The sequence below is a fragment of the Roseixanthobacter liquoris genome, assembly GCF_043195135.2.
Taxonomy (GTDB): domain Bacteria; phylum Pseudomonadota; class Alphaproteobacteria; order Rhizobiales; family Xanthobacteraceae; genus NCEH01.
The window spans coordinates 2,730,582-2,746,652 of sequence record NZ_CM195537.1; the positions used below are offsets into that span (position 1 = coordinate 2,730,582).

General features: G+C 65.9%; 12 protein-coding genes. 5 read left to right on the forward strand and 7 right to left on the reverse strand.

Annotated features, from left to right (window positions below):
• Positions 1-116: 116 nt before the first annotated feature.
• A complete protein-coding gene (locus V5F84_RS12230) occupies positions 117-1,430 on the reverse strand; it encodes an MFS transporter (RefSeq protein WP_394045769.1) in 1,314 nt (437 codons plus the stop codon).
• Between the two features lie 264 nt (positions 1,431-1,694).
• Here V5F84_RS12230 and V5F84_RS12235 point away from each other — a divergent pair, with 264 nt between their 5' ends.
• Positions 1,695-2,120, forward strand: coding sequence for an organic hydroperoxide resistance protein (locus V5F84_RS12235; RefSeq protein ID WP_394045767.1), 426 nt, complete (start codon positions 1,695-1,697; stop codon positions 2,118-2,120).
• 123 nt (positions 2,121-2,243) lie between these two features.
• On the opposite strand, the gene V5F84_RS12240 is transcribed toward V5F84_RS12235, so the two are convergent.
• The 6 genes from V5F84_RS12240 to V5F84_RS12265 all read right to left on the reverse strand — a co-directional run bounded on the left by V5F84_RS12240 (position 2,244) and on the right by V5F84_RS12265 (position 9,623).
• On the reverse strand, positions 2,244-2,777 hold the full coding sequence (locus V5F84_RS12240) for a hypothetical protein (protein WP_394045765.1): 534 nt from the start codon (positions 2,775-2,777) through the stop codon (positions 2,244-2,246).
• Between the two features lie 284 nt (positions 2,778-3,061).
• On the reverse strand, positions 3,062-3,370 hold the full coding sequence (locus tag V5F84_RS12245; protein ID WP_394045763.1) for an SCP2 sterol-binding domain-containing protein: 309 nt from the start codon (positions 3,368-3,370) through the stop codon (positions 3,062-3,064).
• 80 nt (positions 3,371-3,450) lie between these two features.
• Positions 3,451-5,241: an acyl-CoA dehydrogenase C-terminal domain-containing protein gene (locus tag V5F84_RS12250; protein WP_394045761.1), complete on the reverse strand. Its 1,791-nt coding sequence runs from the start codon at positions 5,239-5,241 to the stop codon at positions 3,451-3,453.
• 194 nt (positions 5,242-5,435) lie between these two features.
• Entirely contained in the window at positions 5,436-7,763 is a 2,328-nt protein-coding gene (locus V5F84_RS12255; RefSeq protein WP_394045759.1) for a 3-hydroxyacyl-CoA dehydrogenase/enoyl-CoA hydratase family protein, read from the reverse strand.
• Between the two features lie 14 nt (positions 7,764-7,777).
• Positions 7,778-8,914, reverse strand: a complete 1,137-nt coding sequence (locus V5F84_RS12260; protein ID WP_394045757.1) for a thiolase family protein — start codon at positions 8,912-8,914, stop codon at positions 7,778-7,780.
• 277 nt (positions 8,915-9,191) lie between these two features.
• A complete protein-coding gene (locus tag V5F84_RS12265; protein WP_394045755.1) occupies positions 9,192-9,623 on the reverse strand; it encodes a MerR family transcriptional regulator in 432 nt (143 codons plus the stop codon).
• A gap of 458 nt (positions 9,624-10,081) precedes the next feature.
• Here V5F84_RS12265 and V5F84_RS12270 point away from each other — a divergent pair, with 458 nt between their 5' ends.
• The 4 genes from V5F84_RS12270 (at position 10,082) to V5F84_RS12285 (ending at position 16,033) form a co-directional block, all read left to right on the forward strand.
• Positions 10,082-11,413 carry an OmpP1/FadL family transporter gene (locus V5F84_RS12270; RefSeq protein ID WP_394045753.1) on the forward strand — a complete coding sequence of 444 codons (1,332 nt, stop codon included), beginning with the start codon at positions 10,082-10,084 and terminating at the stop codon, positions 11,411-11,413.
• 157 nt (positions 11,414-11,570) lie between these two features.
• Complete coding sequence (locus tag V5F84_RS12275) at positions 11,571-13,223, forward strand: long-chain-fatty-acid--CoA ligase (protein ID WP_394045751.1); 1,653 nt, start codon at positions 11,571-11,573, stop codon at positions 13,221-13,223.
• Between the two features lie 154 nt (positions 13,224-13,377).
• Positions 13,378-14,412, forward strand: a complete 1,035-nt coding sequence (locus tag V5F84_RS12280) for an AI-2E family transporter (protein ID WP_394045750.1) — start codon at positions 13,378-13,380, stop codon at positions 14,410-14,412.
• Between the two features lie 250 nt (positions 14,413-14,662).
• A complete protein-coding gene (locus V5F84_RS12285) occupies positions 14,663-16,033 on the forward strand; it encodes a glutamate--cysteine ligase (RefSeq protein ID WP_394045748.1) in 1,371 nt (456 codons plus the stop codon).
• The last annotated feature ends 38 nt before the right edge of the window (positions 16,034-16,071 follow it).

Here is a 16,071-nt window from a genome sequence, read left to right on the forward strand (position 1 = left end):
ACGGCTGCACGGGCCTTGAAAAGCCGGTGCCGACGGTGCCGCGCGGATGCACGGGGACATGTCCGCACATGACAGTGCTTTGTCGCCCTCGCGCCGGATCTTGAGACACGACCGGTCTAGATCGTCCCGACGAGGCTGCGGCCATTGCGCTGGATGTAGAGCGCGGCGGTGGCCAGCAGGCCGCACAGGGCCGCGAACCCCAGCCACAGGCCCGGCGCGGCCTTGTCGCCCGTCGCCTCGATGAGCCAGGTGCAGGCGGCGGGCGTGAAGCCGCCGAACAAAGCCGTGGCGAGGCTGTAGGCGAGCGAGAAGCCGGAGGTCCGCACGTTCACCGGCATGACTTCGGTGAGCGCGACGACCATGGCGCCGTTATAGCTCGCGTACAGGAACGAGAGCCACAGCTCCACCAGCAGCATGCGGCCGAAGGTGGGGTCGCTCACCAGCCAGGCGAGCGTGGGATAGCCGGTGACCAGGGCGAGCAGGGAAAAGCCCGCCAGCAGCGGCCAGCGCCCGACCCGATCGGACAGCGCGCCCATCACCGGCAGCCAGAAGAAATTCGACACGCCGATGCAGAAGGTGACGATCAGGCTGTCGGCGGCGCTCAGCTTCAGGACGGCGCGGCCGAAGGTGGGGGTATAGACCGTGATCAGGTAGAAGGACACGGTCGTCATCACCACCAGCATCATGCCCGCCAGCACCAGCGGCCAGTTCGTGAGCATGGAGCGAAAGATCTCGCCGGCGTCGGGGCGATGCTTGCGGGCGAGAAATTCCTCGGTCTCCTGGAGCGAGGTGCGGATGACGAAGATGAACGGCACGATCAGGCAGCCGATGAAGAAGGGGATGCGCCAGCCCCAGTCGGAGACGGCCTGCGGGCTCATCCATTCGTTCAGCGCGAAGCCGAGGGCGGCGGCGACGATGATCGCCACCTGCTGGCTCGCGGACTGGAAGCTGACGTAGAAGCCCTTGTGGCCGGGCGTCGCCATTTCCGAGAGATAGACCGAGACCCCGCCCAGTTCCACGCCGGCGGAAAAGCCCTGGAGCAGCCGGCCGATCAGCACGAGGAAGGGCGCCAGCAGCCCGATGGTGGCATAGCCCGGGACGAAGGCCACCAGGATGGTGCCGCACGACATGATCGCCAAGGTCAGGATCAGGCCCTTGCGGCGGCCGATCTTGTCCACATAGGCGCCGAGAATGATGGCGCCCAGCGGACGCATCAGGAAGCCCGCGCCGAACGTGCCGAAGGTCAGCATCAGGGAGGCGAACGCGTCGTGCACCGGAAAGAATGCCGCGGCGAGGTGCGTGGCATAGAATCCGAACAGGAAGAAGTCGAACATCTCCAGGAAGTTGCCACTGGTGACGCGGAAGACCGTGGCGGCTTTCGAGGGAGATTTGCGGGGCAGGCTGGCGTCCATATGCGCGGTCTCGGACATCGCGTTCTCCATGGGCGGTGCGCCGCCGCTCGCTGCAACCCTCTCTGGATAAGGAGCTTTCCCGCCGCAGGCAATGGCGCGCCGGCGCGCGCGGCGCTGCTGCGGAGCGTGTGGCGCGGCGGTAGCGGAGCGCATGCAAAAATATATTGCGTGCGATTTAATCGTGAGATATATAAATCGTCATGAGGTCGCCGCCGGGGCTCGTGCCCAGCGAACGAAGCGGTTGCCGCAGCGTCTGAAACGGATTTTCGAAGGAGACATCCCATGACTGTCGACGTGAAATACACCACCCAGGCCACCGCCACCGGGGGCCGCGACGGCCGCTCCACCACGGCCGACGGCACGCTGGACGTGAAGCTGACCACCCCGAAGGAACTCGGCGGCGCCGGCGGCGAAGGCAATAATCCCGAACAATTGTTCGCGGCCGGCTATTCCGCGTGCTTCCTCGGCGCGCTGAAGGTCGTCGGCGCCCAGGAAAAGGTGCATATCCCCGCCGACGCCACCGTCACCGCCACCATCGGCATCGGCCCGCGCTCGGAAGGCGGCTTCGGCATCACCGCGGCGCTGAAGATCTCGCTGCCCGGCATCGATCACGCCCAGGCCGAGGCCCTGGTGGCCAAGGCGCATCAGATCTGCCCCTATTCCAACGCCACCCGCAACAATGTGGACGTCGGCCTCGAAGTCGCCTGAGCCATTTTCGGCCGCGGCGTGGCGGCATCCGCAAGGCTGCCGCGCGCCGCACCACAAAAGAAAACCCCCGCCGCGGCCGAGCCGGGCGGGGGTCTTCGTTTCAGGCATCAGAAAAGCGAGGGCTCACCAGCCCGGGCGGCAGTGCAGGCCGCCGTAGGGGCCGCGCCAGCAATAGCCGGGGTGCCAATAGGGGCCGTAGCCATACCACCAGTCGATGAACAGGCTGGCATTGGTGCCGGAAGCCGGCTTCTCGTCGCTCAGCAGCTTGTAGTTATAGACCAGCGTGTCGCCATTGAGCACCGGATTGGTGAGCTCGACCACGGCGGTCACGGGCTTGCCGTCAACGGTCACGGCGAGCGTGGCGTTCGGGGCATCCTTCTGGAAGCTGTCCTTGCCGGTGTTCCAGAACTTCACGAAGTTGGCGGTCGGCGCATCGCCGGTCATCCGCTCCGGACGATCGGAGAACATGAGGGTCTGGGGGGCGATGCCCTTCAGCGTGATCGTCTTGTCGTCGACCGTGACCGAATCGGCGACCTGCACGAACAGCCAGTTGGCCGGCTTCATTTCCTCGGTATTGGCAGGCTTGGCGCCTTGGGCGTTCGCCATCCCGATGGCGCCGACCATCGCGAACAGCGCGCCGAAAATCACAGATTTCATCGATCTCTCCCAGGGCAGACGTGAATCCGTCACTGCGGCTGGCACATTACCACCGCGGTCGCGCTTTACCAGACCCGGGCGGCTCTTTGCTGGTGGGAAAGTTTATTGCCGGCTCATGGTTAAGATCGCGCTCTGTCTTAATAAAATCGGCCGTGCCTGTGACAGTTAAATGAACTTGAGCGGAACTTCGCGACCGATAAAGCGCAGGTTTGAATACTTCCAATTGCTAACCGATGCCCGGATTCCATGAGGCAGGGGAGGCGGCCGGGCCGCCTCCGGCGCCCTCAGCTGTCCAGCAGGCCGGCGAGCTTCAGCGCCACCCCCTGCGAGCCCTCGACCCGCAGCCGGCCGGTGGAGAAGGCCAGCATGGGACCGATGCGGCCGGTGATGAGCTTGTCCAGCGTATCGGTGGAGAGCTTGAGCACGGCATCCGCCTCGCCGGTGCCCTCGCTCACCTCAACGGCCGGGCCGGTGGCATCCAGCAGGATGGATTCGTCGGTGTCGGTCAGGTCGAACCGCACGCGATAGCCGAGCTCGCTCAGGGCGCCGGCGCGGTCGTTCATGAGTTCGATGAGGGAGGAAAGGTCAGCCATGGTCTGTCCTGCATGCGGGTGCCGCGCCCAGGCGGCGCGTCCAGAGAAGGGGCGCGCCCTCGGCACGCCCCGGGGTAGGCTCAGAAGGCGGCGTCGTCCAGCGCCATCATGGACGCCTTGCCGGCCTTGATGGAGCCCCACAGGGCCGCCACTTCGGGCAGCAGGCGATCGATGAAGAAGCGCGCGGTGACGATCTTGGCTTCGTAGAAGGCGGCCTCGCCATTGGCCGCGCCGCGCTTTTGCAGCGCCACTTCCGCCATGCGTACCCACATGTAGCCGAGCGCGACCAGCCCGAACAGCCGCAGATATTCGGTGGCCGCGGCGCCCGCCTCGTCCGGGTCCTTCAGGCCCTTCTCGGCGATATGGGCGGTGGCCAGCTGGAGCGCGCCGAACGCCTTGCCGAGCGGGCCCACCAGCGGCCCGAGGTCCGGATCGTCCAGCTTGGCGTCGATATAGTTCAGCACCGGATGGAAGAAGGCGCGCAGATAGCGCCCGGTATGGGCGCCGAGCTTGCGGCCCACGAGATCCAGCGCCTGCACGCCGTTGGTGCCCTCATAGATCATGGCGATCCGCGCATCGCGCAGATATTGCTCCATGCCATGGTCGCGGATGTAGCCGTGGCCGCCATAGACCTGCACGCCGAGCGAGGCATTGGTGAAGCCGAGATCGGTGAACATGGCCTTCACGATCGGCGTCATCAGAGCGGTGAAATCCTCCGCCCGCTGGCGCTCTTCCGGGTCGTTGGAGCGCTCCATCAGGTCGAGGTTGCGCGCCACCCAGCCGGACAGCGCGCGGCAGCCCTCGTTATAGGCGCGCATGGTCATGAGCGTGCGCCGCACATCGGGATGCACGATGATCGGGTCCGCCGGCTTGTCGGGATATTTCGCCCCGGTCAGCGCGCGGCCCTGGAGGCGCTCCTTGGCATAGGTCACGGCGCCCTGATAGGCGGCTTCCCCCACCCCGAGCCCTTGCGTGCCGACGGACAGGCGCTCGGAATTCATCATGGAGAACATGGCCCGCATGCCCTTGTGCGGCTCGCCGACCAGCCAGCCGGTGGCCTCGTCGAACGAGAGCTGGCACGTCGCGGAGCCGTGGATGCCCATCTTGTGCTCGATGCCGGTGCATTGCACGCCGTTGCGCATGCCCGGGCGGCCGTCCTCGGTGGGCAGGAACTTCGGCACCAGGAACAGGCTGATGCCCTTGATGCCCTTGGGCGCGTCCGGCAGGCGCGCCAGCACCAGGTGGATGATGTTCTCGGTCAGGTCATGCTCGCCGGCCGAGATGAAGATCTTGTTGCCGGTGATGGCATAGCTGCCGTCGCCCTGGGGGGTCGCCTTGGTGCGCAGCAGGCCGAGGTCGGTGCCGCAATGGGGCTCGGTGAGGCACATGGTGCCGGTCCAGACCCCTTCCACCATCTTCGGCAGATAGCGTTCCTTCAGCTCCTGCGAGGCGTGGTTCTTCAGCGCGATATAGGCCCCGTGGGTGAGGCCGGGATAAAGGCCGAAGGCAAGGTTCGCCGAGCACATCATCTCCTCGATGAACTTGGTGACGCTCGCCGGCAGGCCCTGGCCGCCCCATTCCGGATCGCAGGCGATGCCGTTCCAGCCGCCCTCGCGATAGGTCTCATAGGCCTGCTTGAAGCCCTTGGGCGTGCGCACCACGCCGTTCTCATAGGTGCAGCCTTCCTGGTCGGCCGCCATATTGATGGGCGCCAGCACCTCGGTCACCAGCTTGCCGGCTTCTTCCAGCACCGCGTCGATGAGATCGGGCGTGACGTCTTCGAGGCCCTTCATGTCCTTCAGGCTTTCGCTGCCATGCAGTTCGTGCAGCACGAAGCGCATGTCGCGGAGCGGGGGCTGATACGTCTGCATGGTCGCTCTCCCGTTGTCCTTTGCGGCCTCTCCGAGAGGCTCATGTTCCTGGGTTAACTCCCTCTCCCGCAAGCGGGGGAGGGGCGGGGAGGGGCAGATGACGCAGAGCCGATGCCTGCCCAGGCGGAAATGCCCCTTCCCCCTCCCTAGCCCTCCCCCGCAAGCGGGAGAGGGGACTGTTCAGGCGATGCCACTTAATTCCGCAGCGGGCGGCCGGTTTCCAGCGTGTGCTCGATGCGGGCGAGCGTCGCATTGGTCCTGATGAGGCGCATGAAGTTCGCCCGCTCCAGTTCCAGCACTTGGGCTTCCGTCACCGGCTCGATATGGTCCGCCTTGCCGCCGGACAGCACCTCGGCGAGCGCGCCGGCCACCACCAGGTCGTGCTTGGTGGCGATGCCCCGCCGGTGGAAGCCTTCCGCCGCCATCACCAGGGCCGTCTTGCCGGACGGGCCGGGCAAGGTGAGGTCCTTGGGCTTCGGCGGCACATAGTTTTCCGCCAGCGCCAGGGCCTTGGCCTTGGCATCCGCCAGCAGGCGATCGCGGTTCATGGTGATGCCGTCGCTGTCGCGCAGGAACAGATATTCCTTCGCCTCGGCGGCGGATTTGGAGACGGTGGCGACGCTCACCAGTTCGAACACCTTGGAGGTCGCCGGCATGGGACCCTTGGGCATCCCCTTGGCGTTCTGCCAGCGGGTCAGCATTTCCTTACATCCGCCCCAGCCCGGGAGCAGGCCGACGCCGCATTCCACAAGCCCGATATAGCTTTCCGCATGGGCCTGAACCGCATCGGAATGCAGCAGGATCTCGCAGCCGCCGCCGAGCGCCATGCCCGCAGGCGCGGAGACGACGGGGAAGGGGGCGTATTTGAGGTCCTGATAGGCTTTCTGCCCGGTCGCGACGAGCTTCTCCACCTCGCCGAACGCGGCGATGTTGCAGGCGAACAAGGCAAGGCCGAGATTGGCGCCGACGGAGAAGTTCGTGCCCTCATTATAGATCACGAGCGCCTTGTACTTGTCCTTCACAAGACGCGTCGCCTTGCCGAGCAAGGTGATGATGCCTTCGTCCAGGGAATTGCCCTTGCTGGTGAATTCCAGGCACACCACGCCGTCGCCGATGTCCCACAGCGCCGCCGAGCCGTTCTTCATCAAGGACTCGCTGTTGAGCTTGATGTCGGCGAGCAACAGCACGCCGCCCGGGCGCACCACGTCGTGATAGGCGCCGTCGCGGCCGAGATATTGCCGCTTGCCGTTTTCCACCCGGTAGAAGGGTTTTGTTTCGGCGCTGGCGAGCAAAGCGGGAATCTCTTCCCCATCCGCCTTAAGGCGGGCGATGAGGTTTGCCGCGTCGATCCTGTCGATCAGCTCGAACGGGCCCCATTTCCAATTATAGCCGAGGCGCATGGCCTCATCGATGGCGACCACGTCGTCCGCCGCCTCGCCCACCAGGCGCGCGGCATAGGCGAGCGTGCGCCCCATCACCGCCCAGGCATAGCGCCCGGCCGCGCCGGGGGCGGAGAGAAGGGCGAGCAGGTCCTTGCCGCCGCCGTCCTCCAGCTCCGGCAGTGCCGCCTTCTCCTGCGGGCGATACGCGCCGGTGGACAAATCGATGGCTTCCTTCAGCTTGCCGCCGTTCTCGCGGTTCAGCCGATAGAAGCCGCCCTTGCCCTTGCGGCCCGTGTATCCGGTCTCGATCATGGTCTTGACCAGGGGGATGTCCCGCAGCGTGGCATGGAACGCATCGCTCTTGGGAAGCGCGCGTTCCAGGCTGCCCTGGACGTGGGGCATCAGATCCAGCCCCACGAGATCGAGCAGGCCGAAAATTCCGGTCTTGGGAATGCCGAACGGGCGGCCCATGACGGCGTCGGCTTCTTCCACCTTCAGCCCGGTCTCGATGGCTTCGCCGACCGCGAGATTGAGCCAGAAGGTGCCGAGGCGATTGGCGATGAAGCCGGGCGTGTCCTTGCAGGTCACCACGGTCTTGCCGAGCTTCACGTCGGCGAAGGCCGAGACCTTGGCTACGGTGGCGGGATCGGTCTTGGGGCCGGCGACGATCTCCAGCAGCCGCATGTAGCGCGGCGGATTGAAGAAATGGGTGATGAGGAAATCGCGGGCGAAGCTGTCCGGCAGGCCGGCGGTGAGATCGGCCAGCGGGATGGTGGAGGTGTTGGAGGACACCGCGCTGCCGGGGGCGCGCGCGGCCTCGATCTTCGCGTAGAGCGCCTGCTTGATGTCGAGCCGCTCGATCACCGCTTCCACGATCCAGTCGCAGGTGGCGAGCTGGTCGAGATGGTCCTCGATATTGCCCGGCGTCACCAGCTTGGCGGCGGCCTTGGACATGAAGGCGGCGGGGTCCGCCTTCAGCAGGCGCGCGATGGCGCCTTCGGCGATGGCATTGCGGTTATCGGCGCCCTGCGGGACGATATCCAGCAGCAGCACCGGAATGCCCGCATTGGCCACATGGGCGGCGATGCCGGCGCCCATGACGCCCGCGCCGATGACGGCGACCTTCTTGATCTCGTTCATCTTTCGCGCTCCGCTCAGATGCGTTCGAGAACGGTGGCGATGCCCTGTCCGCCGCCGATGCACTGGGTCGCCAGCGCATAGCGCCCCCCCTCGCGCTGGAGCAGAGAGGCGGCCTTGCCGACGATCCGCGCGCCGGTCGCGCCGAGCGGATGGCCGATGGCGATGGCGCCGCCATCGATATTGATCGTGTCGTCCCGCAGCCCGAGATCGCTGATGCAGGCGAGCGCCTGGGACGCGAAGGCTTCGTTCAGCTCCACCACATCGAGATCGCCGACCTGGATGTTGGAGCGCTTGAGCGCCTTGCGGGTGGCGGCGACGGGGCCGATGCCCATGATTTCCGGCGCGCAGCCCGCCACCGCGACGCCGCGCAAGCGGGCGAGCGGGGTGAGGCCGTGCTTCTCGGCATAGGCTTCGGTGCACACCAGCACGGCGGAGGCGCCGTCGGTCAGCGGCGAGGAGGTGCCGGCGGTGACGGTGCCGTTCTCGTCGAACGCGGGCTTGAGGCCGGCGAAATCCTCGGCCTTGGCCTCGGTGCGGATGCAGCCGTCCGCATCCACGCTCTTGCCATTGATGCGGATGGAGACGATCTCGTCCTTCAGCCGACCCTCGGCCTGGGCCTTCGCCGCCTTCTGCTGGCTCTTCAGGGCGAAGGCGTCCTGGTCGGCGCGGGTGATCTGCCATTTGCGCGCGACGTTTTCAGCCGTGTCGCCCATGGCCATGTAGGCGGCGGGGTTCTTCTCGTGCAGGGCCGGGTTGGGCATCGGGTTGAAACCGGTCATGGGCACGCGGCTCATGCTCTCCACCCCGGCGCACACGAACACCTCGCCGGCGCCCAGCTGGATCTGTCCCGCCGCCATGTGGATCGCCTGCATGGAGGAGCCGCAGAAGCGGTTCACCGTCACGCCGGCGACCGACTGGGGCAGGTCGGCGATCATGCCGATGAGGCGCGCCACGTTGAAGCCCTGTTCGGCCTCGGGGAAGGCGCAGCCGACGATGAGATCCTCAATGTCCTCGGGGTTCACCTTGGTGCGTGCAATCAATTCCCGCACAACCTGGGCGGCCATGTCGTCCGGACGGACACGCGCGAGCTCGCCCTTCTTGGCGAGCGCGAAGGGCGAGCGGGCATAGCCTGCGATAACCACGTTCTGCATGGGCTCTCCTACCAGATATCTTTGTTGTCAAATGTTCTTGCTTACCGCGTTCAGTAAAATGCCAAGTCGACCAGGAGTGGAACCTTGATATGACGGCGCGACCACCGATCAGGACTTGAATTCTCCAGGGCACGCGTCGTGGGGAGGCAGCCCACGAAGCCGCCCGCCCGATCATGGCGCCCCATTCATGACGCGCGATAGACGCCCGGTGGCGCGCGGCGCCGCGCGCGAGCCCGCGGCCTCCTCCCGGCGCCCTCCGCGGCGCCGACGCGCGGCCTCAGCCGGCGATGCGTTGGGAGGCGGTCTCCTGCTTCAGGGCCTCCTCGGTCTGCGCTTCGATCTCCTTCAGCTCGACGATGGTTTCCTCCAGCGCCAGGCGCTGGTCCTCCAGCATTTCGAGCCGGGTGCGCACCTGCTTCAGCAGCAGGCGGATCTGCTCGATCTGGGTCGGATCGACATCGTAAAGGTCCAGATATTCCTTGATTTCCCGCAGGCTGAAGCCAAGCCGCTTGCCGCGAAGAATCAGCGCCATCCGTGCCCGGTCGCGCTTGGTATAGACGCGGATATTGCCGGCACGGCGGGGGGTGATGAGTCCCTTGTCCTCATAGAAGCGGATGGTGCGGGCCGTGACGGAAAGATCCCGCGCCAGCTCGGTCACGGTGAAGAATGTGTCGGTTATGGCACCGGAGGCACCGCGCTTAACTGCCACTGTCGCACCCTTACCTATACGTCATCCAACGAACGGCAGGATACATGCTTTAACCTTCGGCGCAAGCCCCTGGTCCCCCATGTGGGGAAGACGAGGAGACGCACGCGGCCGCATCAATATTGCATTGCGAAAGATTCGGAGGTGGCCACGGCGCGATGCACAATGGCGGATCCTATGCCGTGTGTTTCTCGGCTAGTGGAAAAACGTCAATCTGGCTGTCGTATCGTAGAGGATTCGCCAGAAGTCAGTCGTCTTGACTGATTTACCCCGGCGGATGGCGTTGCACGTCTGCCACAGAGGTGTGGTTAAAGTTGATTTTGGAGATAAATGCCCGCCACTCCGGTTGACGCTCCCGCCCGGTTAGGCATCTTTGTTGACGTATAGGGCATCGGAAGCACTGATACGTGCGCCGCACAAAAGACGGGATGCCCGCCGGAAACGCAACCCTAGGGGGCATTATGTCCAAACGTCACGCGATCGCCCGTACCGGTTCCGCCTTGATGGTGCCGGCCTTGCTTCTTGGCGGCGTTTCGACCGCCTCCGCCGGCGGCTTCGGCCTGCGCGAGCAGAGCTCCTATTATCAGGGCACGTCGTTCGCGGGTAACGCCGCCGGCGGAGCGGGCCTTGCCTCGATGTACTGGAACCCGGCGGCGATGAGCTTTGCGCCCGGACTCTCGGTCGAAGGCAATGTCACCTATATCGCCCCCCATGCGTCCATCGACGTGATCGGCGCCCGCTCCGCGCTCGGCACCAATCTCGGAAACGTGGGCGTCGGCGACATCGTCGACAACGGCACGCTTCCCACCAGCTATCTCAGCTATGCGTGGGACCGCTGGGCGGTCGGCCTCGCGGTGACGTCGCCCTACGGCCTCATCACGGACGCGCCGTGCAACTGGTCCGGCCGCTATTACGGTTGCTACAGCCGCATCTTCGACATGAACGCCACCGCGTCGGTGGCCTATAAGGTCAACGACTGGCTGACCCTCGGCGGCGGCGTGGCCGTGAATTACATCGACGCCAAGCTGAACCAGGCGCAGATCCTCACCGGCGCGCCGTCCTTTCTCCAGGGCTCGGCCGAAGTGAATGGCGATGATATGGGCGTCGGCTTCACCCTCGGCGCCCTGTTCACCTTGCGCCCCGGCACCACGCTCGGCATCGGCTATCGCTCGGCCATCGACCAGAATCTGAGCGGCTCCACCACTCTGTCCCTGCCCATCGGAGCCATCGCCGGCCAGTCTCCCACCACCGCCGGCCTGAACCTGCCGGACCAGATCACCGCCAGCTTGCGCTCGCAGCTCGATCCGCGCTGGACCGTGCTCGGCACGGTGGAATGGACCAATTGGTCGAACCTTCAGCAACTGGTCATCCAGCCGAACAGCTCTGTCCCCACCGCTCCCTCGATCCTGTCGCTGCATTGGCAGGACGGCTGGTTCTTCTCCGGCGGCCTCGAATATCAGTGGGACCCCAAGCTCACCTTGCGCGCGGGTCTTGCTTATGAAATCTCGCCCGTCACGGACGAATACCGCACCCCGCGCCTGCCGGACAGCAACCGCCTGTGGCTCTCGGGCGGCCTGACCTATGCCTGGACGGAAAATCTGAGCATCGATCTCGCCTATACGCACATCTTCGGCGAAAGCGGCCCGATCAACCTGTCCCCGCTCGACACCGCCAATCTCACCCGTGGCGTGCTGGTCGCCGAGGTGAACAACGCCTATGTGGACATCGTGTCCGTGGGCGTGCGCTACCGCTTCGACACGGCCCCGGTGAAGGCTGCCCTCATCACCAAGTGAGGTGAGGGGCACGCGCGGGAAAGCGCGCCAAGCTTCGCTTTCCCGGCGCAATTGCGCCCCATGATGCGCGCGGCGGCGCCCTTAGGCGCCCTCGCAAGCAAGAGAGGCCGTTCACCGTGTCACGCGGCGATGCGCCTCCGTCGAGAGGGACACAGAAATGCTCGATCGCAATCAGGACGCAGGCATCGCGACGGGGCCGGTGACGGACCTGCTGGACGTGAGCGTGGCCGAATACGGCGCGCGCCCGGCGCTGAATTTCATGGGCCGCAAATGGACCTACGCCCAGCTCGGCGCCATGGTCGATGCCGCCGCCGCCGGCCTCCAGCGCCTCGGCGTGCGCAAGGAGACGCGGGTCGGCCTGTGCCTGCCCAACACGCCTTATTCGGTGATCTTTTATTACGCGATCCTGCGGGCCGGCGGCATCGTGGTGAATTTCAGCCCGCTCTATGTGGAACGGGAGCTGGCAAACCAGATCCGCGATTCCGGCACCACCATCATGGTGGTGCCAGACCTGAAGGTGATCCATTCCCGCGTCGCGGCGGTGGCCGACGAGTCGGGCCTGAAGACGATCGTCGTCTGCCCGTTCGCGAAGGTCCTGCCCTGGGTGAAGGGACTGCTGTTTCCGCTGCTGCGCCGCAAGGACCTGGCGCAGTTCTCGCGGCAGGACGGCCGCCATATCCGCTACCAGGATCTCGTGCATGACGTGGGCCGGCCGGCACCTGTTTCGGTCGATCCGCTGCGCGATGTCGCGGTGCTGCAATATACCGGGGGCACCACGGGCATTCCCAAGGGCGCCATGCTGACCCATGCGAATGTGGTGGCCAATGCACGCCAGGTGAAAGCCCATGTGAACTGCCTGGAGGTGGGCGGCGAACGGGTGCTCGGCGTGCTGCCGCTCTTCCATGTCTTCGCCATGACCACGGTGATGAATATTCCCATCGCCGCCGGATCTGAAATCATCCTCGTGCCGCGCTTCCACCTCGGCGACCTGCTGGCGACCATCGCCACGCAGAAGCCGACGCTGTTTCCCGGCGTTCCCACCATCTACACCGCCATCAACAATGCGCCGGACCTCGCCAAATACGATCTGTCCTCGCTGCGCCTGTGCATTTCCGGCGGCGCGCCCCTGCCGGGCGAGGTGCGCCATCGCTTCGAGGAATTGAGCGGCTGCAAGCTGGTGGAGGGCTATGGGCTGAGCGAGACCTCGCCCGTGCTCACCGCCAATCCGCCGCTGGGGATCATCAAGGATGGGTCGGTCGGCACCGCGGTTCCCGGCACGCGGATCGAGATCCGCGATCTCGCCGATCCCACTCGCCTGGTGCCGCTTGGGGAAAAGGGCGAGGTCTGCGCGCGCGGGCCGCAAGTGATGGCGGGCTATTGGAACCGGCCGGAAGAGACCGCCCACGCGTTCGTGGACGGTGCCTTCCGCACCGGCGACGTCGGCTACATGGATGCCGACGGCTATCTGTTCCTCGTGGACCGCATCAAGGACGTGATCCTGTGTGGGGGATACAATGTTTATCCCCGCGTGATCGAGGAAGCGCTCTATCTGCATCCGGCCGTGGCGGAATGCGTGGTGATCGCGGTGCCCGACAAATATCGCGGCCAGAGCCCCAAGGCCTTCGTGACCCTGCGGGCGGAGGTGAGCGCGACGCCCGACGAACTGCTCGCCTTCCTCGCCACGCAAGTGTCGAAAATCGAGCTGCCGAAGGAGGTGGAAATCCGCGACACGCTGCCTAAGACCCTGGTGGGCAAGCTTTCCAAGAAGGAGCTGGTGGAAGAGGAGCGGCGCAAGCACCCCTCGGCCTGAATGCGGACGGCACCAGCGCCCGGCGCCGCGATGTTCAGGCGGGCGGCGGTGGGGTGGGATAGGATGGCTGCGGGAACGCTCCTCGGCAGGCGGCGTTGCGGAGGCGCGACGGATCGCGTCGCCAGAGGAAGGACGCCGCAGATGGAAACCCCACATGGATTTTGAGACGCGCGTCGCACGCGGGGTGGCGATCGGCTGTCTCGTTGCCACCGGCTTCCTCGTGGCCTGGCTCCTCTCGGATCTCATCCTGCTCATCTTCGCGGCGGTGTTGATCGCGATGGCCTTGCACGCCTTGGCGGAGCCGATCGCGCGCGCCACCGGCCTGCCGCCCCGGGCCGCGCTCGCGGTGGCCGGGCTGCTGGTGGCGGTGGCGCTCGGGCTCACCCTTTATCTGTTCGGCAGCCTCATCCAGGCGCAGGTGAGCGAACTGGTGCAGCGCCTGCCGCAGGCCTGGGCCGAGTTCCGCGATCGCTTCGGTTTGCAGGGCCTGACCGACGATCTGATCCGCCACGCGGAAAATGCCGTGCCGTCCGGAACCACGGTGCTGACCGCGCTGCGCGGCTTCACCAGCAATGTCGCCAATGTCCTGCTCGGCCTGTTTTTGGTCGTGGTCGGGGGCATCTATCTCGCCATCCAGCCGCAGCTGTACCGCCGGGGCATTCTGCTCGTGTGTCCGCGCGACTGGCGGCCGCAGGTCGACGCGGCGCTGGACCGGGCGAATCTCGGCCTGCGCAATTTCCTGAAGGCGCAGCTTCTGGCGATGATCCTGGTGGGCGTGCTGAGCGGCGTCGGCCTGTCGATCATCGGCATCCCGTCCGCCTTCGCCCTCGGCCTGTTCACGGGGCTCGCGGAATTCGTGCCCATGATCGGCCCGGTGGTGTCGGCGGTGCCCGCGCTGCTGCTCGCCTTCACCGTGGGCTATGAGGAGGCGGCCTGGACGCTGGCCCTGTTCGTGGTGGTGCAGCAGTTGGAAGGCAACGTGATTTCGCCGCTACTTCAGCAGGAGATGGTTTCGCTTCCCCCGGCGGTCAGCCTGTTCGCCGTGGTGGCCTTCGGGACGCTGCTCGGCCCGCTCGGCGTGCTGCTGGCGACGCCGCTGACGGTGGTGGTGTTCGCGGTCTGGCGGCGGGAGGCTCTTTCCAAACCGGCGGAGCAGGGGGCTGCAGGGCAGGGGGCTCCGCCGGCGTGAAGGTGCCGGCGCGAAGACACGAATCGCCGCCTCAATCAGCTGGAGCGCGACGTTAACGCGCGTTTGAAACCGGCATGCATCGGACGGTTTGCGGTGGCGTGGGCGCCGTGTATGTTCGCGCGCCCGTTCTCGACCATGCCCGCCAGCGCCCAGCGCCGGTGCGCGGCATGATCCAACCTCTTTACGCGGTACGCTTCCGGCAAGGGGACTTTGTGCTCCCCTTCCGGAGGGTGCCAGGGAAAATGCGCGCATGGCTCGCGATATGCTGGATGCGACCCCGATCCAATCCCGCGACGCGTTGGTCGCCTGGATCGAACAGGGGAACAAGCCGGAATCGGCCTTCCGGCTCGGCACCGAGCACGAGAAGATCCCCTTCACCATCGGCCGGCACGAACCCGTTCCTTATGAAGGCGAGGCAGGAATCCGGGCGATTCTGGAAGGCATGCGGAGCCTCTCCGGCTGGGAGCCGATCCTGGAAGGCGAAACCCTGATCGGCCTCGCGGACCCGCACGGCGGCGGCGCCATATCGCTGGAGCCGGGCGGCCAGTTCGAGCTTTCCGGCGCGCCGCTGCTGACGATCCATGAGACCTGCTCGGAGATCAACGCGCATCTGACGCAGGTGCGCCAGGTGGCCGAGCCGCTCGGCATCGGCTTTCTCGGCATCGGCATGAGCCCGAAATGGACCCGCGCCGAGACGCCGGTGATGCCCAAGGGCCGCTACAAGATCATGGCCAATTACATGCCGAAAGTCGGCACGCTCGGCCTCGACATGATGTTCCGCACCTGCACCGTGCAGGTGAACCTGGACTATTCCTCGGAAGCGGACATGGTGCGCAAGCTGCGGGCGAGCCTGGCCCTTCAGCCCATCGCGACCGCCTTGTTCGCCAATTCCCCCTTTACCGAGGGCAAGCTGAACGGCTTTCTCTCGTTCCGCTCGCAGATCTGGCGCGACACGGACAACCAGCGCGCCGGCATGCTGCCCTTCGCCTTCGAGACGGGCATGGGCTTCGAGCGCTATGTGGACTATGCGCTTGATGTGCCGATGTATTTCGTCAAGCGCGGCGATGCTTACATCGATGTTGCCGGCTCCTCTTTCCGCGATCTGCTCGCCGGCCGGCATCCCGCCCTGCCGGGCGAGACCGCGACCTTGTCGGACTGGGTGAATCACCTTTCCACCATTTTCCCCGAGGTGCGGCTGAAGCGCTTCCTGGAGATGCGCGGGGCGGACGCGGGGCCCTGGGCGGAATTGTGCGCCTTGCCCGCCCTGTGGGCCGGCGTGCTGTATGATTCCGTCAGCCTCGACGCCGCGCTGGATCTGGTGAAGGATTGGACCGAGGCCGAGCGGCAGGCATTGCGCGACGATGTTCCCCGCCTCGCCCTCGACGCCACCATCGCCGGCCGCAAGGTGCGCGATATCGCCGCCGACATGGTGGCCCTGTCCGAGGCCGGCCTCAAGCGGCGGCGCCATCTGGATAGCCAGGGCCGCGACGAAACACGCTTCCTCGCTCCGCTGAAGGAGGTTCTCGCCAGCGGCAAGACACCGGCGGAAAAGCTGCGCGACCTCTATCTCGGCCCTTGGAACGGCTCGGTGGAACCGGCGTTCACGGCGCTCGCCTATTGAGGCGACCGACCCCGGTACGGCGGTCATATGTTCCTCGC